15 protein-coding genes are annotated in these 23,124 nt (G+C 35.8%); 5 read left to right on the top strand and 10 right to left on the bottom strand.

Going from position 1 to position 23,124, the window contains the following annotated elements; translation table 11 throughout:
• Positions 1-295: 295 nt before the first annotated feature.
• The 3 genes from NHG49_RS04815 to NHG49_RS04805 all read right to left on the bottom strand — a co-directional run bounded on the left by NHG49_RS04815 (position 296) and on the right by NHG49_RS04805 (position 6,223).
• Entirely contained in the window at positions 296-2,767 is a 2,472-nt protein-coding gene (locus tag NHG49_RS04815) for an S-layer homology domain-containing protein (RefSeq protein WP_064473725.1), read from the bottom strand.
• A 684-nt stretch (positions 2,768-3,451) separates the two neighbouring features.
• Positions 3,452-4,549 carry a polysaccharide pyruvyl transferase CsaB gene (csaB, locus tag NHG49_RS04810; protein WP_064473724.1) on the bottom strand — a complete coding sequence of 366 codons (1,098 nt, stop codon included), beginning with the start codon at positions 4,547-4,549 and terminating at the stop codon, positions 3,452-3,454.
• A gap of 153 nt (positions 4,550-4,702) precedes the next feature.
• The gene (locus NHG49_RS04805; protein ID WP_098102530.1) at positions 4,703-6,223 is read right to left on the bottom strand and encodes a putative polysaccharide biosynthesis protein; all 1,521 of its coding nucleotides are present in this window, start codon (positions 6,221-6,223) and stop codon (positions 4,703-4,705) included.
• Positions 6,224-6,505: 282 nt separating this feature from the next.
• On the opposite strand from NHG49_RS04805, the gene secA2 reads away from it, so the two are divergent.
• Positions 6,506-8,872, top strand: coding sequence for an accessory Sec system translocase SecA2 (secA2, locus tag NHG49_RS04800; protein ID WP_064473722.1), 2,367 nt, complete (start codon positions 6,506-6,508; stop codon positions 8,870-8,872).
• 14 nt (positions 8,873-8,886) lie between these two features.
• A complete protein-coding gene (locus NHG49_RS04795) occupies positions 8,887-9,768 on the top strand; it encodes an accessory Sec system S-layer assembly protein (RefSeq protein WP_258125582.1) in 882 nt (293 codons plus the stop codon).
• A gap of 110 nt (positions 9,769-9,878) precedes the next feature.
• Here the strand turns inward: NHG49_RS04795 and NHG49_RS04790 are convergent, their stop codons facing one another.
• Both NHG49_RS04790 and NHG49_RS04785 read right to left on the bottom strand, forming a co-directional pair.
• Complete coding sequence (locus tag NHG49_RS04790; RefSeq protein ID WP_098102528.1) at positions 9,879-10,250, bottom strand: hypothetical protein; 372 nt, start codon at positions 10,248-10,250, stop codon at positions 9,879-9,881.
• Between the two features lie 198 nt (positions 10,251-10,448).
• Positions 10,449-11,927: a SulP family inorganic anion transporter gene (locus NHG49_RS04785; RefSeq protein ID WP_257133739.1), complete on the bottom strand. Its 1,479-nt coding sequence runs from the start codon at positions 11,925-11,927 to the stop codon at positions 10,449-10,451.
• Between the two features lie 188 nt (positions 11,928-12,115).
• Between NHG49_RS04785 and NHG49_RS04780 the strand changes: the two genes are divergently transcribed.
• The gene (locus NHG49_RS04780) at positions 12,116-12,580 is read left to right on the top strand and encodes a hypothetical protein (protein WP_064473718.1); all 465 of its coding nucleotides are present in this window, start codon (positions 12,116-12,118) and stop codon (positions 12,578-12,580) included.
• 27 nt (positions 12,581-12,607) lie between these two features.
• Here NHG49_RS04780 and NHG49_RS04775 read toward each other — a convergent pair whose 3' ends face one another.
• The gene (locus NHG49_RS04775; RefSeq protein ID WP_064473717.1) at positions 12,608-14,164 is read right to left on the bottom strand and encodes a fatty acid--CoA ligase; all 1,557 of its coding nucleotides are present in this window, start codon (positions 14,162-14,164) and stop codon (positions 12,608-12,610) included.
• A 205-nt stretch (positions 14,165-14,369) separates the two neighbouring features.
• Entirely contained in the window at positions 14,370-15,860 is a 1,491-nt protein-coding gene (locus NHG49_RS04770) for a coproporphyrinogen III oxidase (protein ID WP_002007015.1), read from the bottom strand.
• A gap of 260 nt (positions 15,861-16,120) precedes the next feature.
• Between NHG49_RS04770 and NHG49_RS04765 the strand changes: the two genes are divergently transcribed.
• On the top strand, positions 16,121-17,860 hold the full coding sequence (locus NHG49_RS04765) for an S-layer homology domain-containing protein (RefSeq protein ID WP_064473716.1): 1,740 nt from the start codon (positions 16,121-16,123) through the stop codon (positions 17,858-17,860).
• Positions 17,861-17,916: 56 nt separating this feature from the next.
• Here NHG49_RS04765 and NHG49_RS04760 read toward each other — a convergent pair whose 3' ends face one another.
• Complete coding sequence (locus NHG49_RS04760; RefSeq protein ID WP_258125581.1) at positions 17,917-20,274, bottom strand: SpaA isopeptide-forming pilin-related protein; 2,358 nt, start codon at positions 20,272-20,274, stop codon at positions 17,917-17,919.
• A 391-nt stretch (positions 20,275-20,665) separates the two neighbouring features.
• Complete coding sequence (locus NHG49_RS04755) at positions 20,666-21,538, bottom strand: Cof-type HAD-IIB family hydrolase (protein WP_098102525.1); 873 nt, start codon at positions 21,536-21,538, stop codon at positions 20,666-20,668.
• Between the two features lie 134 nt (positions 21,539-21,672).
• On the opposite strand from NHG49_RS04755, the gene NHG49_RS04750 reads away from it, so the two are divergent.
• Entirely contained in the window at positions 21,673-22,290 is a 618-nt protein-coding gene (locus NHG49_RS04750; RefSeq protein ID WP_098102524.1) for a DNA-3-methyladenine glycosylase, read from the top strand.
• Between the two features lie 62 nt (positions 22,291-22,352).
• Here NHG49_RS04750 and alsD read toward each other — a convergent pair whose 3' ends face one another.
• Complete coding sequence (alsD, locus tag NHG49_RS04745) at positions 22,353-23,111, bottom strand: alpha-acetolactate decarboxylase (protein WP_088047945.1); 759 nt, start codon at positions 23,109-23,111, stop codon at positions 22,353-22,355.
• Positions 23,112-23,124 lie beyond the last annotated feature (13 nt).

The following is a 23,124-nucleotide window of genomic DNA, read 5'->3' as shown; positions in this document are numbered from 1 at the left end:
TAATTATTTTTTACAATAAATACAATTTTCAGACTATATCCGACTAAAAATGTTGTATTTCGACATTTTCTTCTTCTTTTCGAATGATTTTTTAACAAAAAAAGGGTTTAATTTACAAATAATTTACATATCGATGAGGTATTCTCCCATTATTGAAAACGCTTTCGATTTGTTTCTCAATAACACAAACTATTAATTTGTAAAATATCATCTATTTTTCAGAGCTCTTCTTATATAAAAAATTAGAAAAAAGAGCCCACATAATGTGGACTCTTTTCATTGAAATAAATTTCAATTAGCGAGTTGCTGTTACTGGTTTGAAAGCAACAAGTGCGTTTTCTGCTTTGTCAGTAGTTTTGAACTCATATTTAGCATTATTTTCTAGTTCTTTAGCTTTTACTGTAACTGTACCAGTTGCTAAGTTAACATCTGTTGGAGCTGTTACTTTAAGAACTACGTCTTTAGCAGCTTCTGCTGTTGCGTCAGCTTTTGCTACAGTTAATTCTACACCGTTTAAATCAACTGTGAAGTCAGTTGTATCAACGTTTACAGCTTCAGAGAATGTTAAAGTAATTTCTTTAGCATCAACTTTTGTAATTTTAGCTGATTTAAATTCAGGAGCTTTTGTATCTTTAACTTCTAGTAATAGGTTCGCTGTACCCATTTTTACTCCATCTTTGTTTGCAACATTAGCTACTGTAAATTTAACTGTTTCTGATTTTTGGAAAGTAAATGTAGATGGTAATTCAATAATTGCTTTTGTACCGTCTAATACAATTAAAGTACCTTCTGGTAATTTAGCACCAGCTAACGTGTAATTATTTACATTAGCAGCTGATTCAGCAACCTGACCACCTTTTACTTCTTTATCAAAGTTTACTGTAACTTTATTTGTCGCTTTATCATAAGCTACAGCTTTTACTACTGGAGCTACTTTATCTGTTTCTTTTTCAGCTTCTTTTTCTACAACTTTTACTTCTTTAGTAAATGCTACAGACTCATTACCAGCTGCATCTTTTACAAGACCTTTTGTAGCAGCTACTTTGTAGTTACCTTTTGCTGGGAATGTTAATGTAATACCTTTTTTGTTATCTTTTGCTGGTGCAACAGTTACATCAGCAGTTACATCTTTACTCGTATCTAAGTTAATCACACGAAGTTTTCCGTTTTGTGCAGTTACTTCTTTGTCAAAAGTGAATGTCGCTGCTTTATTTTGATCAGCTTCAACTTTTACGAAGTTAGGAGCTACAATGTCTTTTGAAACTTTTACTGCTTTAGATACTTTAGAACCTACGTTGTTAGCTGCATCTTTGTAGCCAACAAATTCAACTGTAAGATCTGTAGCAGTTTCTTTTTCTTTAAGAGCGCCTGTTACTTCAATAACTGCCTTTGTTTTATCTTGAGCGTCAACAGCAATTGTAGATTTTAATTCTTCTTTACCTTTTTTAACTACAACTGTTCCTTGACCATTTGTAGCAAGTTCTTCTGAGAAAGTAACCTCTAATGTTGCTTTGCCTTCAGCAGTAATTTCTTTAACTTTTACATCTTTAACTTCTGGAGCTGTAGTGTCTTTTTCTACTTTATAAGTAGCTTTACCTTCGTACATTTCCATAGTGTTATCAGCTAAATCTGTAGCACCAGTTACGATGATTGAGAATTCTTTACCATTTTGAAGGTTTAAAGCTTGGTTAGAAGTGAAAGTATTATTTTCAACTTTACCTTCTACTTTTTGGCCGTTAACAATTACAGTTACAGTTTTTGCTGCATCTAATTTTTCACTAAATACAACTTTAACTTTTCCGTCTGGAGTAGATACTGTAGATACAGTTGGAGCTACTTCATCGTTAAAGAAGATAACTTCTAATGCTTTTGGAATTTCTTTACCTTCAGCAGTGTTTAATTTTTCAACAGTTACAACATAAGCATTGTTTTTCTCAAGTCTTTTACCATCTTCTAAAGTTAAGATTACAGATTTTTTGTCTTCACCGATTTTTGCATCAACTACTGTTACGTTATCAACTCCTTGAGAAAGAGTAAATTTCGCGTTCTTCACAGTTTCTTCTGTTACTGTAGCACCAAGTTTAACTTCGATCTCTTTAGCATTGATTGCTTTAATAGACTCAACTTTAGCTTCTGCTTTTTGTCCGAACTGCATGTCAGTCTTAGCAATAAATTTAGCAGCTTCTGCACGAGTTACAGATTTATCTGGCTCCCAACCATTACCAGTACCATTAGTGATATCTAAAGCAACTAAGATGTTAGCAGCTTTTTCACCCCAGTGATCTTTTAAATCAGAGAATTTAGTTTCTAATTGTCCGCTTACTTTACCATCTAATTTGTATGCTTTTACGATCATTGTTGCCATAGAAGCACGATTAATTTGGTTGTTTGGATTAAACTTACCAGTTTCATCCCCTTGAATTACACCAGCTTTTTCAACAGCTGCGATATATTTAGCAGCCCATGAATCTTGAGCATCTTTGAAAGATGGTTTTGCACCCTCTTTAACGTCTAAACCTAATGTAATTGCCATAATTTTCGCTGCAGAAGCACGATCAATTGCTTCAGTTGGAGCGAATGTTCCGTCTGGTTTACCTTCGATTGCTTTTTTTGCTACTAAATAATCAATGTACTCTGCACTCCAAGAACCAGGTTGAACGTCTGGGAATGATTTTCCTGCTGCTGCTACTGGAGAAACAACACCTGCTACCATTGCTGCTGTCATTGTACCAGCGATTACTTTTTTGTAAGAGTTAGTCTTTGCCATTTTATATATTTCCTCCTTAGGAATGTAATACTAGTTCCATAAGTTTTTAAATAGATATTCTATTTATTTTTGAAACTAGTAGATATAAATGTGGTTAACGTATTCTTTGTACAGAATAATAGAATATCCTGTATTACGGAATCATAAAGAAATCATACACTCTTTTCATCCAATTTAAAATCTCAAATTCGACAAAAAAGTGAATTTTCACAATTCTAAACGGGCGTTTTTTCGACTTTCATTTTAAAAACTCAGATCACAAAATCAGAATATTTTAAACAAATAGTAAAACGTGTCAGAATTACATTTTCAACAATCTTCTTATAACCATTTACAACTATAACAGAAAAACAATTCCAATTTCAATATTTAACTATAAAGATATTACGACATTAATCGACAGCTTATTTTTATATAATTCGACACTTTTCTTACCTTCTCATTTTTCAAAATTACCAAACCTATTTTCTTATAATTTACCAAGTAAAACACCAAATCCTAATATTCTCTATATGATAATGTTAGGATTATTAAACATACATCTTATCTCTCAAACTTCTTTTTTTATGAGCATAGGTTTCAAATTACTTGTAAAATTCGACATTTTTCTACAAACATTTCTTTTCTTTCGACATTTTCTATTTTTCAAATAATAAAAAAAGAGGATGTCCTCTTAAGTTAAGATTACATTCCTCTTTTTTCGAACTCTTTTGAATTCAAGTCACTTATGATGTAGCGAGACGCTGTTGAAATTTGTTCTCGCAATTCTTCTACTCTTTGTTCCAATGTTGCTTGTACATATTCTTTTTGTTCTAGTTGTTTCGTTGCCACGTTATACAAAGTTTCAGCCGTCCAGTCACCATCTACGTTTCCGATAATCGGCTGATTTACTTGTTGTAAAAATGAATCGATCTTTGGATCATATGAAATACCGACCATAGGAATATTAGCAACCGCTGATAATATAAGCGCATGAAGTCTCATACCTATTAGAAGTGAACATTCCGACAAAATTGAAATTTTCTCATGGATATCCAGCTTATACGGAAGCATATGGGCTTCTTCTCCCATTAAGTTAATAATATCGCGTGATGCATTTTGATCAAATGGTCCATGCATTGGTACGAATAAAATATGATATCCTTCACGCTTAAATTTTTTCAGCGTATCTGCTAGCTTCTTCATATAATCTTCTTTCGCGTCCCAATACCTCACACTAACTGCAATTACTTTCCCTTGAATTGAATGTTTTCGCAGCCAATCCGACTTCATTCCTTCTGGTTGACATGCCAATACTGGATCTGGAACTAGTTCGATATCTTTCTTAATACCCATTTCTTTTAAATACAAAAATGAATCTTCATCACGAACTGATATATATGCCGCTTTTGATACTTGCCATTTCACTAATAAACGATTTTGTCTTTTCGTAATTGGACCAATTCCTTGCGCATAAATATAATACGGCTTCTTCAAAAAGCGAGCAATCCGCATAATACCTGTATAGTACAAAATGCTTTTAATACTCGTTTTATCTTGAAGGAGACTTCCCCCTCCGCTAATTAAACCGTTACTTTTCTTTATTTCCTTATAAATTGCTCTTATATCCCAGCGATTTACTGCCTCTACACCGTACATTTTTCTTGTATAGTCGGGGTCATTCGAAAGTACAACAAGCTCAAGAGTAGGATCCTCTTCATGTAGCGCTTTAATAATTGATTGCAAAATTGCTTCGTCCCCAACATTATAAAAACCATAATATCCTGATAAAACTAACCGCACTCTTAATCTCCTCCAACATTTCGCAATCAACTTTTTGTCATTCAACAAATTGCTATCAACTCTTTAATAAGAAAAGTTGGATAACTTCAAATTGATTTCTTTCACAAACATATACATAGACATAGACATAGACATACTCATTTATAGACAAATTTACTTACGTAAAAATGGAATTTGCTTTTTGGATATCCAGTTCAACTTTAATGCGCATATGCCATATATGAACAAGGCCACACAAAATGCTAAACCACTATATATTACTGCAATAAGTCTAGAATCTAACACATTTATTACAGTAGATGCGAAATATAATCCTATACCTACTATACTAGATACTCCAATTACAGCAAAAAATCTCCCCATTCGAATCGAATAAGGCAATTCTTTTCGAATGTATATATAATTTACGATACAAATCATGATATATATGATAAGTGTACTATAAGCCGCACCAGTTATGCCAAATTGACTTACGAGTACTATATTTAATATGACTTTTACAAAACTCGCTCCAACAACTATCCACGCCGCTTGCTTAGAACGGTTAATTCCTTGCAAAATTCCTATTGATAATACCATAAGTGATGTGAAATACGAACTACCAATTAAAATAGCTAACATGCCGCTCCCTTTAGCATCTGTAAACAACCCAACATTTAACGGGACTGTAAGTGCCATGAGCCAGATTGTTATCGGCGTTGTTAAAATATGAGCAAGCTCATTTGTTCGTTCAATTGTGTGTTTTGCTAACGCTATATCTTTCTTTGTTAATGCAGCAGTTAACAACGGGATTAACGGAAATACCATCGCGCTTGCAAACACGACAATTAATTGTGTAAACGCAAAACCACGACTATATATACCAAATTGTTCTTGAATCGTTGTAGTGGATTCATGTAGCATATGTGGAATCGTTACAGAATCAACTAAATTTAACAACGGCATCGATAATGCTCCAATCGCAATTGGAATCGAGACCCGAAGTATTTTTTTTGCATTTTCTTTAAAGTCTTGCAGTGAATATGTATTACTTTTATAACGATATATACTTTTTACATACTTCAATTTCAAATAGATAAGTGACGTAATTACCCCAAGGCAAGAACCAATCATTGCACCGCCTGTTATAACATCACTATCTTTATTCCAAGATACGAATAAGAATGCAATTGCTAACATAAAGAAAACACGAATGAACTGCTCAATTACTTGTGACACCCCGGTAGGAATCATATCTCCAAAACCTTGGAAATACCCTCGATATACCGCCATATATGGTGCGATTAATAAAGCAAACGAAGTGACAATTAATGGGAGTCTCGTATCTTGTCCACCAAGCATATTTGCAAACATACTTGATCCAATCATAATAACCGAAAATCCAAGCACCCCAAATATTACTCCAATAATAGATGCTGACGTAAATAGTTTGGCAATCCCATCTTTATCATTCTTCTCATGAAGTTCAGCGATTAACTGTGATATAGCTAGCGGTACTCCCGCTACTGATAAAGTTAAAGCTATCATATATACAGGAAAAACAAGGCGAAAAATCCCCAGCACTTCATCTCCTGCTATATTTTGTAATGGGATTTGAAAAAAACTTCCCAACACTTTCGATAGAAACGTTGTAATCGTTAAAATCGCAGCGCCTTTCACAAACTTATTATTCATCTTCTAGCTCTTTTCTTTCAATATATAATTTCCATACATATTACATCATAAAACGAGATAACTATATTCTTCTCTTTTTAGAAAAATTTCACTTTATCTCATTTAGCTATCATACCAAATTTATTATACATTGAATACTCTCTTTCTTTATGGCTTTTAAATATATAATATGTAATAACACCTTATTTTTATCCAGTTTTTTCTTCAATTTACTACTTCTACTTATTCAGGATAAACATGTGCTATAATGTAGCTATTGTCAGTAAGAGGAGTGTTTACAACATGCTGAATTCGGTAAAAAAACTGTTAGGAGATTCTCAAAAGAGAAAACTAAAAAAATATGAACAACTTGTTCAAGCAATTAATAACCTAGAAGAAAAACTATCTGATTTATCTGATGAAGACTTACGTCATAAAACTATCACATTTAAAAACATGCTACACGATGGAAAAACAGTGGATGATATAAAAGTAGAGGCGTTCGCTGTTGTACGTGAAGCTGCAAAGCGTGTACTTGGATTACGTCACTACGATGTGCAGTTAATTGGTGGCCTTGTACTATTAGAAGGTAATATTGCAGAGATGCCAACTGGCGAAGGAAAAACATTAGTTTCTTCTCTTCCAACATACGTACGTGCTCTTGAAGGAAAAGGCGTTCACGTTATTACTGTAAACGACTATTTAGCAAAGCGAGATAAAGAATTAATCGGCCAAGTGCATGAATTTCTAGGTTTAAAGGTTGGATTGAATATTCCTCAAATTGATCCTACCGAAAAGAAACTTGCTTACGAAGCTGATATTACATATGGTATTGGAACAGAATTTGGCTTTGACTATCTACGTGATAATATGGCCGCTTCAAAAAATGAGCAGGTACAACGTCCCTACCATTTTGCTATTATCGATGAGATTGATAGCGTTTTAATTGATGAAGCGAAGACGCCTCTTATTATCGCTGGTAAGCAATCAAGCAGCTCTGATTTACACTATTTATGTGCAAAAGTTATTAAATCATTCCAGGATACTCTTCATTACACGTACGATGCAGAAACGAAATCTGCTAGTTTTACAGAAGACGGTATTACAAAAATAGAAGATTTATTTGATATCGATAACCTATATGATTTAGAACATCAAACTTTATATCATTATATGATTCAAGCATTACGAGCTCATGTCGCTTTCCAATGTGATGTTGATTATATTGTACATGATGAAAAAATTCTACTTGTAGATATTTTCACGGGCCGCGTTATGGATGGCCGCTCTTTAAGTGACGGTTTACACCAAGCTCTTGAAGCGAAAGAAGGTTTAGAAATCACAGAAGAAAACCAAACACAAGCGTCCATTACAATTCAAAACTTCTTCCGTATGTATCCAGCATTATCTGGTATGACAGGTACAGCAAAAACAGAAGAAAAAGAATTTAACCGTGTATATAACATGGAAGTTATGCCGATTCCGACAAACCGTCCTATCATTCGTGAAGACAAAAATGACGTCGTGTACGTAACAGCCGATGCTAAATATAAAGCTGTACGTGAAGATGTTCTAAAACACAATAAACAAGGACGCCCGATTTTAATTGGGACAATGTCTATTTTACAATCAGAAACCGTTGCTCGTTACTTAGATGAAGCGCATATTACATATCAATTATTAAATGCAAAAAGTGCAGAACAAGAAGCCGATTTAATCGCAACAGCTGGACAAAAAGGACAAATTACAATTGCAACGAATATGGCCGGACGAGGTACTGATATTTTACTAGGTGAGGGTGTCCATGAAATTGGTGGATTACATGTAATTGGAACAGAACGCCATGAATCAAGACGCGTTGACAATCAGCTAAAAGGTCGTGCTGGTCGTCAAGGAGATCCAGGTAGCTCTCAGTTCTTCCTTTCTTTAGAAGATGAAATGCTAAAACGTTTCGCACAAGAAGAAGTCGAGAAATTAAATAAATCACTGAAAACAAATGAAACAGGACTTATTCTAACTTCTAAAGTTCATGACTTCGTGAACCGTACACAATTAATTTGTGAAGGTAGCCATTTCTCAATGCGTGAGTACAATTTAAAGTTAGATGATGTAATAAATGACCAACGTAACGTTATTTATAAATTACGTAATAACTTGTTACAGGAAGATATAAATATGATTGAAATTACTATTCCAATGATTGATCATGCTGTAGAAGCCATTTCTAAGCAATATCTTTTAGAAGGTATGCTTCCGGAAGAATGGGATTTCGCTCGTTTAACAGAAAATATAAACGAAATTTTACCAGTAACAAATATGCCATCACTATCAGCGAATAATGTACATTCACCGGAAGATTTACAATCCGTTTTGAAAGAAACATTATCTCTTTATAAAGAGCGCGTAAATGAACTAAATAGCCATACTGATTTACAGCAGTCGCTACGATATGTTGCCCTTCATTTCCTAGATCAGAACTGGGTAAATCACTTAGATGCGATGACCCACCTAAAAGAAGGCATCGGGCTAAGACAATATCAACAAGAAGACCCTACTCGTCTGTATCAAAAAGAAGGTTTAGATATCTTTTTATACACATATGGTAATTTCGAAAAAGAAATGTGCCGCTATGTTGCAAGACATTTAGGTGTTCCTGAAAACGTACAATAACGAGGTGAAAGATAATGTTATCATTCCTAAAAAGAGCTAAGAAAAGCGGAAAAGATACGACTGTCTCTAGTAATCAATTATTCGGACAAGAAGAAACAAATACTGAAAATAAAACTGTTAAACCAACGCTTTACTTCCACCAAAGCTGGGGTGCAGTAGCACAAGAACAAAAATACATTTATCAATTTTTACATAAAGAACTAACACGTTTACAAGAATATCAAATTTCTTTATCTGGAATTGAGATTGAAAAACGTGATAATGGTTATGACGTAGCTGTATTTATTCGTAGCACTGTTCCGAAACCAATTTCTTTCGAAGAGGTTACATTAATTCTTCTAAATAAAGAGAAGAAACTATGTGCCCGCAAAACATTTAACCTTTTTGCATTAGGAGATATTCCTGCAAATGTAAATATGCCATTCATCTTTACATTTGAGCAAGAAACAATTACAGATGCCGAATTATCGCAAACAGATTGGGAATTAGCGTTTGAACTTGAAAGTAAGCATGCATTAGATTTAGACCCATCTTGGGAAGCTCAGTTACCTGAAGCAAGCAAAGAAGCTTTACGTAATTTCGTAGACAATTTAACACCTCCAAATGATGGTGAAATTAACTTCCTAGGTCTGCAAGCTGCAAGAAAAGAAAACGGTGATTTACATACAACGCTTCTTATTCGTAACGGTTGCAAAGACAACATTCAACTAGAGCAGCTTCCTCTTCATATTGAAGATGCTTCTGGTGTAGTTGTTGTGAAAGGTGCTTTCACATTACCGAATCTTGAAATTAAAGCGAACACTACAAAACCGTGGTCATTTGTCTTCCCTGTTTCATCTATATTAAAAGAAGATATGGATCTATCTTCTTGGAAAGCGTTTGTACCACAAGACTAATAAGAGAGGCTGCTTCCAAAGCAGCCTCTCTTATTCTTTTTCATACAAAAAGCCTGTTCAAAAAGATGGTCATCACACCTCCTTGGACAGGCTTATTCTTTATGTAAAATTTACTTCGTTACTAATAAACGTTCAATATGATATTCAGCTTCTAATTTGCACATTTCATCTGCTTGTTGCATTTCATGCCTCTTTAAATGTTCTACTTGCTCTTCGCTCGGTTTTTCATTAATAAACTCGTTAATTTTTTCATTCACTTTCATCGCTAATGCTTGATGGAAATCTGGATGTCCTTTCAACTCTTCGTCTACTTTATTAATCCAAGTTGATTTTGTGTATAAATATTGTTTCCACTGTTCAACAAATTGCTGCATATCAAATTTTTCTTCATTCCATTCAATTTCTTTCATATACTTCTCAAAAGAAACAACAATTGATCGCGTAATCCCGATCTTCACTCCATGTGGTAACTGTTTGTACATCAAATATTCCCTCCAGCTTAAAGCTCTTCCTTCTGAATATAAAGGAATCTCAAAATTCATATACCTTCTTATAATAGCATATTGCTAATCTAAGATGTTACTATACTGCTAAGATTAATAAATGTCAATAATCGTAAAACATTTCTATATAGAGATATTAAATACAATGAAAAAATACCCTCATACGAGGGCATCTCCTTATATAACCTCAGCTTTTACAAACTGTAATTTATCTTTTTGCTCATCATTCGCCAGCGTCACTATCGTCTTTTCAACATGCGGATGTACATGTTCCAGCGTCACACTCGCGCCCGCTTTATCCGACTGCTCAACAAAGGTTAACAACGCCATAGCTCCTGATACATCCATATAGCGTACATCTTTCATACGTAAAACAACTGGAGACTTTACGTCTTGTAAAGCATAAAAAATACGATCCACTGTTAAAAAAGAAAGTGGGCCTTTAATTTTATACGTCGCTTCCTTTTCTTTTACAATAGAAGCTTTACGTTCTTTACATTTTACCATGTATATAAGGAACGAAAGAATAATTCCGAATGCAACAGCGATCATTAAATCAAACTTCACTGTGACAACCATCGTTACGAGCATAACAATGACATCACCTTTTGGTGCTACATGCATTTTCTTCATGCTTTCCCAATCAAACATGCCAATACCAGTTAAAATTAAAATACCTGATAATACAGCAAGCGGAATGTATTGTACGACCGAGCCTAGTCCCATAATGAAAATAAATAATATAACACTATGCATAGATGCTGAAAGCGCCGTTTTACCACCGCTTCTTATATTAACGATAGACCGTACAGTCGCCCCTGCCCCTGCTAATCCGCCAAACAACCCGCTCATCATATTACCGATACCTTGTCCGACCAGTTCTTTATTACTTTTATGACGTGTACCTGTCACATTATCCATTACGACCGATGTCAACAACGAGTCAATCGATCCTAATAAAGCAATACTAAGCGCTGGTAAAATAAGTTCTGCGATCCCTGTTCCACTTAAAGTTGGAATATGAAGCGTCGGCATCGCTTCTGGAATCATTCCAATCTTTTCAATCACCTTATTTAATGAAAGATTTCCAATAATCGGTAACTTCACTGAAAGCCCTTCTAACGCAGAAGAAAATAAAGGAAGCAAAGCAGTTACACCGACTAATGCAACTAAACTAGACGGAATGGCCTTAATCCATTTTCCAGAAACAATCATTACAATAATCGTTAATACTACGAGTAGAAAACTATTTTGCACATGCTTCATTTCACCTAAAATAATAATCAATGCAATACCGTTCATAAATCCTGAAACGACAGGATACGGAATGTATCGAACGTAAGAGCCAAGCTTACATACACCGAATAAAACTTGAAACAGTCCCGCCATCATAAAGGCTATAAAACTCGCCTCTAACCCGTGCGTCGCAATAACCCCTGTTGCAATAACCGTAATCGGTCCAGTTGGCCCAGTTACCTGCCCAGGTGTACCACCAAATAACGCCGCAAATAAACCTGCAAAAATCGCACCATACAATCCGACTAGTGCTCCCTCAGACGTTCCCGTTGCAGCAATACCAAATGCAATGGCAAGTGGCAACGCAACAATCGCAACAGTAAAACCAGCTAAACATTCCTTTGCTATTTTTTGAAACATATAAATAACCACCTTCACATTAAGTCCATTTTCCATTGTACACCTAAAAAGATACATTCGTTAGTCCACTTTTTACAGTATCGTGACGTAAACGCATTCAATTGTAAGCTCCCATCACATCTTTGGAAACCATTATAACTATGCTATAATAGATAAATTAAATCTTTTATTATATATTTGGAGGCACTATGCTAACTTTTGAAGAAAAATTATCGATTATTGAATCTTTCCCTGAATTAGAAAGAAAAAACGTATCATTAAAACGCGTGAACTTTCACTTCGAAGAAAGTCGTTTAGATAAAAAGAACGTTGTTTATCACTTACATCCAAATGGAAACGGCTTTGTATATGCAAGTGGTATTAAAGGTTACAAAACGGATGATAAAGGTATGATTAACATCCGCGAATTTTCAGCAGATGAATTACGCTCAGTAATCGAGCAATCAATTGAATTACTTTCACAAGAAGAAGTAGTAATTCCTGCAGAACCTGCAAAAGAAGAAGAATGGCATAACGAAGACGGTCATATCCTTACTCTTATCTCAGAGGATGATATGTGGAACGTGTACGCTGGTGTAAACTTAGACGGTACATTCAACTCTTATCCAGAAGCTGCGGAATACCTTGATGAAGAAGGTTTTTCACGTAAATAAAAATAGAAAGTGGGTATCCCCCACTTTCTATTTTTTTGCTCCTTTTAAAGACTCTCTAAGCACAAACTTCTGTAATTTTCCACTCGCATTACGGGGCAGTTCATCCACAAATAAATAATGACGCGGACGTTTATAATCTGCTAATTCATCACTTTCTTTACAATATATTTCCAAATCATCGTCGGTAATCGCTTCATCTTTCTTTACAATAACAGCCACAACACGTTCTCCCCATAATTCATCTGGCTCTCCAAGCACTGCAACATCTAATACACCAGGATGACTATGAAGGAAATCTTCAATTTCACGTGGATAAATATTAACGCCGCCGCTAATTACCATATCATCCACACGATCTGCGACGAATAAATAGCCATCTTTATCGAAATAACCTAAATCACCCGAGTGATACCATCCTTTATACATCGATTTTGCATTTGCTTCTTCTCGGTTATGATAACCAGCCATCATAGTCGGGCCGCGCAAAATAATCTCCCCAACTTCATAAGGAGGCAATACATCATCCGGTTCTGCTGGTGCATCTTCGCTTGGTTTTACAATGCGAATTTCATGACTAAAGCATGGCGTGCCTGCTGAACCCGCTTTCGTAATTTGATCTTCTTCTACGAGAAACGCAACAACTGGCCCCATTTCTGTCATTCCGTAAATTTGTACAAGATCAATATAAAGACGTTCTTTACATTCCTTCACTAATGCTGGTGCCATCGCCGCTCCGCCATATATACCAATCTTCATCGACGTTAAATCGTACTGTGTTAAATCTTTTTGCAGTAACATATTCCACATCGTCGGTGCTGCAAAAAACGTCGTAATCTTCTCTTCTTGAATCGTATGTAATACTCTATCCGTATCAAAATGATGCAAAATAACATTCTTTCCGCCAACTTGAATGCGCGGAATGATTCCAGCATTTAACTCGCCGCAATGATATAAAGGTGCTACAACAAGTCCGGCACTATCTCTATTATATTTTAAGAAATACGTACAAATCATACTATGCTCAGTCATTTCACGATGACGATGCAATACGCCTTTCGGATGACCTGTCGTACCGCTCGTATATAACATAGAACAATAATCCATTTCATCAATTTCGATATCTATTTTCTCAGAAGATGCCGCATTAACTTTTTCATGGTAAGAACTAGCATAGGAAGGTGTATCTTCTTCTACATACCAAAAAGCCGAATTTGGAAAATCGCGTTCAATGATAGCAACAGTTGATTCAACCGCTTTTTCAAAGACTACTACTTTCGAAGCTGCATCTTGAAGGATATACGATAATTCTTTTGCTTTTAAACGGAAGTTAATCGGGTTAAAGATTGCCCCAATTTTCGCACAGGCTAAGTAAACGTTTACAAATTCACGGCAATTATATAAGTAGACAGATACAGTATCTCCCTTTCTTACCCCTTCTTTCAACAGAGCTTGCGCCGTTTTATTTATTTGCTCATCCCACTGTTTATATGTCCAGCGAATATTTTTTTCCGGCTCTACTAACGCCTCTTTATTTGGATACTTACCAACCGCTAAATCAAATATTCTCCCTATCGTCATGTACATGCCAACAATTTCCCCCTTTTCTCTTTCATAAATCTATCATTTCGTCCATAAGTAGACATTGTCCTCTAATGATTTGACTAATTTTTCTGATTATTATCGACATAGTTTTACAAACAGTGTGGTCTCTTGGTAAATGAAATTATAGCAACTTACTCACAACAATATAAAAAAGAGGCTGTTCCAAATTGGAACAACCTCTTTCTTCTTATACAAATAGCTCTTCTAAAATTTTCAGTTTGTCTTCTGTATATTTTACGAAGCCATCGTTATATGATTTTGGATCTTTCGGATTTGCGAAGTGCGTAATTGCACCTGTCTTCGGATGAACAAATTTACTTGATGCACCACAACCAAGTCCGATAATCGATTGAACTTCTTCCATAATAACAATGTTATAAATACTTTCTTGCGTCGGCATTGCATAACCAACGTTCTCTAAGTTACCTAAAATATTCTTTTGACGATATAGGTAATATGGTACGTAATTATGCTTTTGCGTCCACTCTTCTGCTTCATGCATCATCGCTGTAATTTCTTCGCGACCTGCTACTTTATATTTACGTTTGTTTTGCGTCATTTCAGAAGCACGTTTAAATGATAACGTATGAACTGTTAACGATTCAGGCATTAACTTTTCTGTCTCATCTAACGTGTGCTTGAAAATATCTAGCCCTTCACCTGGAAGACCAATAATTAAGTCCATATTAATATTGTTCATTCCCATTTCACGAGCTAAGTGATACTTCTCAATTGTTTCTTCTACAGTATGATGACGTCCAATTGCTTTTAATGTCTCTTGATGGTATGACTGCGGATTAATACTAATGCGGTCAATATTCCATTTATTTAACACTTCTAGTTTTGCTGGCGTAATTGTATCTGGGCGACCTGCCTCAACTGTTACCTCACGCACATTTTTCACATCTGGGAACGCTTCATACATTTCTTCATACAGCATATCCATCTCTTCCGCTGTAATACTTGTCGGTGTACCGCCGCCGTAATAAATCGTCGTAACTGTTACACCTTTTTCTTTTAAAAACTTACCAATTTCACGAACTTCATAATGTAAACCACCTAAGAATGAATCAACAGAGCCTTGGCGTCCGTTAATTGCATACGCCGGGAATGTACAATATGCACATTTTGTTGGGCAGAATGGAATACCGATATAAATACTTACTTCCTCTTTCAAACGGTATAAATCCGGAACTACCGCTAATTGGCAATCCACAATACGCTGAAGAAGTTCAATTTTCTCTTCATGAATTAAATAGCTTTCACGAAGTTCTTGGTGTGCTTCTTCTTTTGACATACCACTTTGAAGCATTTTATGAAGAAGTTTTGTCGGACGAACTCCTGTTAAAATGCCCCAGCTTTGTTCAAGACCAGTTAACTGCTGAAGAACAGAAAGATATACATAAGAAACAACGTGCTTCACTTGCTTCATACGCTCTTTTTCATCTGTGAAAGCAGATAAATCTTTTGCGAATGTTTCTTCATACACATTTCCAGTAGCAACATCTGTTAAACGAGCAGATGCTTTCACATTCTCTTCAATGTGTATATCAACGATAAGATTTGCTTCCTCTTGTTCAAACCCAATCGTACTATCTTCAAAAAATAAGCCGCCAATATTTTGCAGCGGACGTAAAAAACGATCATCTTGTAACGTTTTAATTGAAATTAACAACATTATCACCTTTTCATTTGCAAACTCTCTTTAGTTTACTTGAAGGGCGTTTGTAGGTCAATACAGAAGGTTTTACCTTATTTCTATATCCTATTTAAAACAAACTGAATATTGGTTTTTCACGAACTTTTCTTAGTTGTATAGACATTGTAATATACTCTTGTTACAATCTAGAACGTATTAGTACTTGCTACTAATTTAAAATACATCTAAAGGAGGACTGTTAACACGACATAGATACTATAACGTGTTAAAAAACAACTATGAAAAAAAGGTTTTACAACATTTTGGCACTAACTTTGGCATTACAAACATTTGTAGCACCTACCCTTTCATTCGCAGAAAATATAGAGAAAACTGCGGAATTGTCTATTGATGAACAAGCTTTAAAAAGCATTGAAGAACATGCAAAGCAGCATAGACATGACGAGGAAAACGACCTTGAAATCTCAGGTGAATATCTTCTCCACTTATCAACAAAACTTCCACTATACGATGCAAACGACTTAAAAACCAAAACAAATATTGAAATTACTGAACGAGTAGTAAAGGCAACGAAGAAAAAAGGTAATACATATTACGTACAAACTACATCCGGTTCTGGTTGGGTTAATAAGGAAAATAATAGTTTAGAAATACAAGAGATTCATAAACTTTCAAATCAAAAACTAATTGTAACTGAAGAAACATCAGTATACTCATTCCCTTTCCAATCGTTTAAAGAAGAAACGATATTACAGCCACAAACAGTAGCTCCTACTGAACAAGCTGGAAATTGGTTTAAAATTCAACTGAACGGAACTGAGAAATGGATTTATGCTCCTTCAGCTACATTCGAAGGTACGAAAGCATCATTATTTGAAAAAACAGGTTCTATCGAAAAAAGAAGCGCAACTTTCTTCAAAACACCATCTAATTTGCCTACAAATAACGTTTATGGTGTTACATTTAAAGAAATGATCGTTCCAAAAGGGAATGAAAACATTCGTCCTGGATACGCAATGGAACCGAAATACATTACAATTCATGAAACTGCTAATACGAGTAAAGGTGCTAACGCGTTAAATCATGCGAAGTACTTAGATAGTCAAGCCCGCGGAAATACTGATCGTTCAGCATCTTGGCATTTTACTGTCGATGATAAAGAAATTTATCAACACCTTCCATTAAATGAAGTTGGTTGGCATGCTGGAAATAAGACCGGAAACTATGAATCTATCGGAATTGAAATTGCTGTGAATAGTGATGGAAATTATACGAAAGCGGTAGAAAATGCCCGGAAATTAGCTGCTTATTTAATGAACGAATTAAACATATCTCTAGATCACGTGCAAAAGCATCAATTTTGGAGCGGAAAAAACTGCCCTGCATTTATGATTCAACGCGGGCAATGGGATGCTTTCTTAAAGGGCACAAACGCTTACTATAATGAACACCGTAAAGATGTTATTCCGCCGCCAGAAGTCCCTCATGAAAAAGACGACATTACAGGTGGATGGTATGAACAAGATATTCGTCAGTTAGCAGCTAGGAAAATTATGTTCGGTGATGGAAATGGTTCTTACTGGCCAAACCGCCTCGTAACACGAGCTGAATTTGCGAATTTAATGTCGCGAGCTTTAAAATTACCTGCCGGAAACGCTAAATTTACAGATTTAAACGAAGCGCATCCATCTTTAGTAGATGGAATTAACCGTGCTGCTAGCGCAGGTATCATTAGTGGTCGCGGAAATAATAAATTTGATCCCACCGCTACAATAACACGTGATGAAGCTGTTATTATGATTGACCGTGCATTAGCATATAACTGGATTTATAGAAAAGAAATGAAATTACCATTCACTGATCAAAATTTAGCATACGATAAGAAGGCATTACAAAATGTTTACGCATACGGAATCGTAAAAGGGAACGAGCGTAATGAATTCGTACCAAAAGGCACAGCAACACGTGCTGAATCAGCCGCTTTTTTAAATCGAATGCTTAAAGTTATTGAAGCTTAAACAAAAAACTAAAAGGCATAAGAGATAACATTTCTCTTATGCCTTTTATAAAACTATTAACTATTTTTAATCATAAATCTAAGTCGTATTCCTAATAAAACAAGGGCAAAACCAACGAATGGAAAATAATTCATATCATGTCCTGTGGCTGGAAGGCGTTGTGCATGAGATGCATCTTGTCCTTTTTCTGGTAAGGTTGGTTGTTCTTTATCTACGTTTACCATTCCTTCACCCGGTTTCTCTGTCTCTTCGCCTGGCTTTTCTGTTTCTCCACCCGGTGTTTCTGTTTCTTCACCTGGCTTTTCTGTTTCTCCACCTGGTTTTTCTGTTTCTTCACCTGGTTTCTCTGTTTCTTCACCTGGTTTTTCTATCTCTTCACCTGGTTTCTCTGTTTCTTCACCCGGTGTTCCTGTTTCTTCACCTGGTTTCTCTGTTTCTTCACCCGGTGTTCCTGTCTCTTCACCCGGTGTTCCTGTCTCTTCACCTGGTTTTTCTATCTCTCCACCTGGTTTTTCTGTTTCTTCACCCGGTGTTCCTGTTTCTTCACCTGGTTTCTCTGTTTCTTCACCTGGTTTTTCTATCTCTCCACCTGGCTTCTCTGTCTCTTCACCTGGCTTCTCTGTTTCTTCACCTGGCTTTTCTGTTTCTCCACCCGGTGTTTCTGTTTCTTCACCTGGCTTTTCTGTTTCTCCACCTGGTTTTTCTGTTTCTCCACCTGGTTTTTCTGTTTCTCCACCTGGTTTTTCTGTTTCTCCACCTGGTTTTTCTGTTTCTCCACCTGGTTTTTCTGTTTCTCCACCTGGTTTTTCTGTTTCCTCACCTGGATTTTCTGGACCTTTACTTGGTTCTTTTTCATTCAATACTTCTTTTTTCGCTACTTTATTTGCTACAACGTTTACTTCTACTGTAACGTCTATCGCTTTGTAACCTTCTGGTGCTTTCGTTTCTTCTAACGTATACTTACCTGGCACTAAGTTTTCGAATGTAACAACACCATCTTTATTTGTTGTTTTCGCCTCTCCAACTATTTGACCATTTTCGTTTTTTAGTCTAAATTCCGCGCCTTCTAGCACATTTCTGCTCTCAGCATCCTTTTTGACTACCTGTAAGCTTCCCAACGCTTTCACATTTTTAACTATTACCGGTACTACTTTGTTCTCTTCCACAGTAACTTCAATTTCTTCTTTTAGTAATTTATATCCCTCTGGTGCTTTCGTTTCTTTTAATGTATATTTACCTGGTTCTAATTTCTTAGAGATTACTTTACCTGTCTTATCTGTTCGTAATGTATCTATTTGTTTACCATCTTTATACACTTCAAATTCGGCACCAGGTAATAACTTTGTTTCATCACTTGCATCAACTTTTACAATTTCAAATTGACCTGTTACTTTTTCAACGGATGGCTTATTCCATTTCGGCCAATTAAATTTAAAATTATGAACCTCAAATCCATCTCTTTGATGTAAGCCACCAACATAGGCTTGTCCGTTAATAGAGCCACCTTTTGTCTCTACAACTGCATTAGGCGCAAATACACTTCCTACTACACCATATCCTTTAGTTGTTATCTTTGTAGCATTAGGGAACACCCAAATGACTTTACTAGCTAACTCAGTAAAAAAGGAATTAGGGTCATATGCTTGAGATGTATTAACTAATGTGAACCCGCCCTTATCTGTTGTATCATACAAGATTGCACCGCCACCAAAATTAACTTCTTCCGCATCTGAATGAATAACAATAAAATCTTTGTTATTTACATTTGGAAGATAAACATCCTTTACATTGAATGGTTCTTGCCCTTCTAATCCTGAAGAGACATAAATATTAGGATTATTTACATCTTCACCGATCCCAAAGGTCATACCCGATTTTGGTTTATCCGTATGTAATTGGCCCGCATCCTCAATTACGCTATCAACGTCTTTTCTAAATTCTTTAAATTTAGCATCAATCTCCACTTGCTCTTTATAAGAGATGCGGTCATATGATGATTTCATTGCACCTTCTGGATCACCATCTTTTGTCATCGCCACTGTTCCATCTTGAATAATTACTTGTCCTGTTCCCGCTTTCGTAAATTGACCACCTAGTAATAATGATGGATATCCTTCATCTACCCATGTTGCTCCAGCTAAGTTATGCGCTCCCGTTGCAGCCGCTAAGACTGTATAACTTGATGCGTTCATATTTTTTTGAACAGCCATCGCACCCTCAATATCCGCACTCGTTGCACTATGATCTCCAAAAATGATTGCATTGTAATAAGATACATCACCTAAACCTTTTAATTCTGTTGTAGCTGCCTCTGCTTTATATGGTAAATGGATTAAAAAATTCATACATACTAGTAACATAACTATAAAACTACTACTTAATTTTTTTATTTTTTGATTAAATGATTTCCTCAAGAAATTCATTCCCCCTTTTAAACTTCCTAAAACCAAACAAAAAAGCACCTTTCATATGTACCAAGGCTTACTCACAATAACTTAAAATCATCCATTTAAATAAAAACAAGAAACTCTACAACTGATCAATAAAATTACTACAATTCATTTTTGAGATAATACGTGAACGAAACTATCATGCGGAAGTATTTTTGCATATGGAGCTCAATAAAATTAATCTGGAGAATATTTCATGTGGTGTAACTATTTTGGCAACATCAACCACTTTACAACAATTTTCTAAATGATTCAAGTGAATTGTATGAACTTCAGACACAATTTATTCGGTAAAACGTTTTCATTTTTCGAATAAAACTAATAAAAAAACGTAGCCAAAAGCTACGTTTTTCTTTCATCGTTTCGGTGTATTTTTATGATTCTTCAAAAATGGAAGCGGGAATTGCTTACGAAAATGTTCTTTAATCATATACTCTACACCGTTCTCACTATTCGAACGTGTAATCCAGTCAGCTGCTTGTTTTAACTCTACTGGCGAGTTCCCCATCGCTACACCAAGCCCTACATTTTCAATTACTTCTAGATCTTCTAAACTATCTCCAATCGCAACCATTTCGTTTAGCGAAATATTTAAATGCTCTCCAAGCAATTGTAATCCGCGTAATTTTGATACATTTTGCGGCAAAATTTCTATTCGCTTTGAATCACAATCAACATACTCTATATCTTGGAATGCTTTTCTTAATGTATTTATCCCTCGTTCTTTTTCACCTTTACTTTGGAAAATAACATCAATTTTTGGTGCCGCTACTGGATGATCACGAAGTGCATCACCTAACGAGTCTACAAATTGAACCGGATAAAATAACGGATCTGCGCTTGATAATACAGTACGCGCAATTAAGTTTGGTGTATTTCTCTCACGATTTCCAATTGAAAACCGTTCATGAGAAATGCGGACGTTACAATCGAAGTGCTCTAACACTTGCACAATGTTAAACGTCTTCTCTTCCGATAATCTTCTTTGAACGTACGGCTTATCTAAAGTTGCTGAAACGAAAGCACCGCCATGTGTCACTAATATAGAATCTAATTTTAACGCCTTTGCTACTTTATGAGCGGATTGAAAATTACGGCTCGTAAATAATGTAACGTATACATCTTTTCTTTTCACAAATTCAATTGTTTCTCTTAATCCTTTTGCGATTTTTCCGTTGTTGTATAGTAGTGTCCCATCTATATTAAGAGCTAGTAAGCGATAAATCATGTCGCACTCCCCCTCTTCGCTGTTGTACTCTATCCATAATTTATGAAATAAATGTAGCAAATAGAACGAGTTAGAATTACTACTGAAAATTTGGTTTACTATATACATATACACTCAGTAAAGGAGATAGTACAATGCAAGCACCACCTTCCTTTTATGAAGGCGATACGTTAGAAGTAGCAAAGAAATTACTTGGACAAAAACTTGTACATATTGTAGATGGAATAAAACGAAGCGGAATCATTGTAGAAGTAGAGGCATATAAAGGTCCCGATGATAAAGCCGCGCATAGTTACGGCGGCAGACGAACGGAACGTACAGAAGTCATGTTTGGCGCACCGGGGCATGCTTACGTATATTTGATTTACGGTATGTATCATTGTTTTAACGTCATTACAGCGCCAGTTGGCACCCCACAAGGCATTCTCATTCGAGCCCTTGAACCAGTAGACGGGATTGAAGAAATAAAACTAGCACGTTACAACAAAACAGACGTTACGAAGGCACAATATAAAAATTTAACAAACGGTCCTGGCAAACTATGCCGTGCACTCGGAATTACTTTAGAAGAACGCGGCGTATCGTTACAAAGTGACACATTACATATTGAACTCGTCCGAGAAGAAGAACACATGTCATCACAATATCAAATAACAGCAGGTCCTCGTATTAACATCGACTATGCAGAAGAAGCTGTACATTATCCGTGGCGTTTTTATTATGAAGGGCATCCGTTTGTTTCAAAGAAATAAACGATTCAACAAAAAATATTCATAAAAGAAGACTGTTCCAAAATGGAACAGTCTCTCCCTTTTTACTCCGCGCCTTCCGCAGTCGCAATATTATCCTCTAAATTTTCTCTTGATAATTCAGCCGCCATAAAGTCAGCTGTTTCTGGAAGTGCTAAATGCATATGAGCCTTTTGACAAATTTGGATCGTACAGTTTTCTACCACATAATCGAAAACATGTCCGCCTCCGCTTCTTTCATCATCAATATAATGTAAGTGGAAACCAGCTACACCAATACCTTGCGCATAATCTGGTGTCCAAAATCCAGCTAGCGTACCTTCTGTATGTTTAAATGAAAAGATTGGTTGTGATTTCGTCACTTCAACGAGCGGTGTATACGGTTTTTCTTGTCTTGGAACAGTTCTCGTTCTTACTTCACGGAATGTACCGTCCATTCGAATAGCGTAAAATAAGTTTTTACTTGGCATTAATTCATGTAATAATGCCTCAACTTCTTCACGATTCATCGGGCGCTCTACTGTATAACTCATTTCTTTTTCAAAAAACGTTACAGTCGCAAACGGTGTTGTTTCTTCCGGTTCTACTTTTTCTGCTGAACCGTCTGAACGTAAATGATAAAATTCGTTATCAAACGCAATCATTTCACCATCTAATTGATCAAATGTGCCGATGCCGAAATCACCACGTTCTTTCAATTCCTCAAAGCTAATCACACCATCATATATACCATCTAATAGCGCAAGCATTGTAGATGTTTGATATACTTCATTACTCGTTTTCGTTCTTTTTGCATCAATATCAATGAATTGTGCAACAGTCATCTCAATCATGCCT

The organism is Bacillus sp. IBL03825 (assembly GCF_024712505.1).
Classification (GTDB): Bacteria; Bacillota; Bacilli; order Bacillales; family Bacillaceae_G; genus Bacillus_A; species Bacillus_A wiedmannii.
Note: the sequence above shows the minus strand (reverse complement) of the source record. Positions and strands in the feature narration are given on the sequence as shown.

What these genes read in the sequence shown, in the direction of transcription:
- NHG49_RS04765 (WP_064473716.1), top strand. Translation starts at nt 16,121, where the DNA reads ATGAAAAAAAGGTTTTACAACATTTTGGCACTAACTTTGGCATTACAA.
- NHG49_RS04805 (WP_098102530.1), bottom strand. Translation starts at nt 6,223, where the DNA reads ATGAATAATAAGTTTGTGAAAGGCGCTGCGATTTTAACGATTACAACG.
- alsD (WP_088047945.1), bottom strand. Translation starts at nt 23,111, where the DNA reads ATGACTGTTGCACAATTCATTGATATTGATGCAAAAAGAACGAAAACG.
- NHG49_RS04795 (WP_258125582.1), top strand. Translation starts at nt 8,887, where the DNA reads ATGTTATCATTCCTAAAAAGAGCTAAGAAAAGCGGAAAAGATACGACT.
- NHG49_RS04780 (WP_064473718.1), top strand. Translation starts at nt 12,116, where the DNA reads ATGCTAACTTTTGAAGAAAAATTATCGATTATTGAATCTTTCCCTGAA.
- secA2 (WP_064473722.1), top strand. Translation starts at nt 6,506, where the DNA reads ATGCTGAATTCGGTAAAAAAACTGTTAGGAGATTCTCAAAAGAGAAAA.
- NHG49_RS04815 (WP_064473725.1), bottom strand. Translation starts at nt 2,767, where the DNA reads ATGGCAAAGACTAACTCTTACAAAAAAGTAATCGCTGGTACAATGACA.
- NHG49_RS04775 (WP_064473717.1), bottom strand. Translation starts at nt 14,164, where the DNA reads ATGTACATGACGATAGGGAGAATATTTGATTTAGCGGTTGGTAAGTAT.
- NHG49_RS04785 (WP_257133739.1), bottom strand. Translation starts at nt 11,927, where the DNA reads ATGTTTCAAAAAATAGCAAAGGAATGTTTAGCTGGTTTTACTGTTGCG.
- NHG49_RS04790 (WP_098102528.1), bottom strand. Translation starts at nt 10,250, where the DNA reads ATGTACAAACAGTTACCACATGGAGTGAAGATCGGGATTACGCGATCA.
- NHG49_RS04755 (WP_098102525.1), bottom strand. Translation starts at nt 21,538, where the DNA reads ATGATTTATCGCTTACTAGCTCTTAATATAGATGGGACACTACTATAC.
- NHG49_RS04750 (WP_098102524.1), top strand. Translation starts at nt 21,673, where the DNA reads ATGCAAGCACCACCTTCCTTTTATGAAGGCGATACGTTAGAAGTAGCA.
- NHG49_RS04770 (WP_002007015.1), bottom strand. Translation starts at nt 15,860, where the DNA reads ATGTTGTTAATTTCAATTAAAACGTTACAAGATGATCGTTTTTTACGT.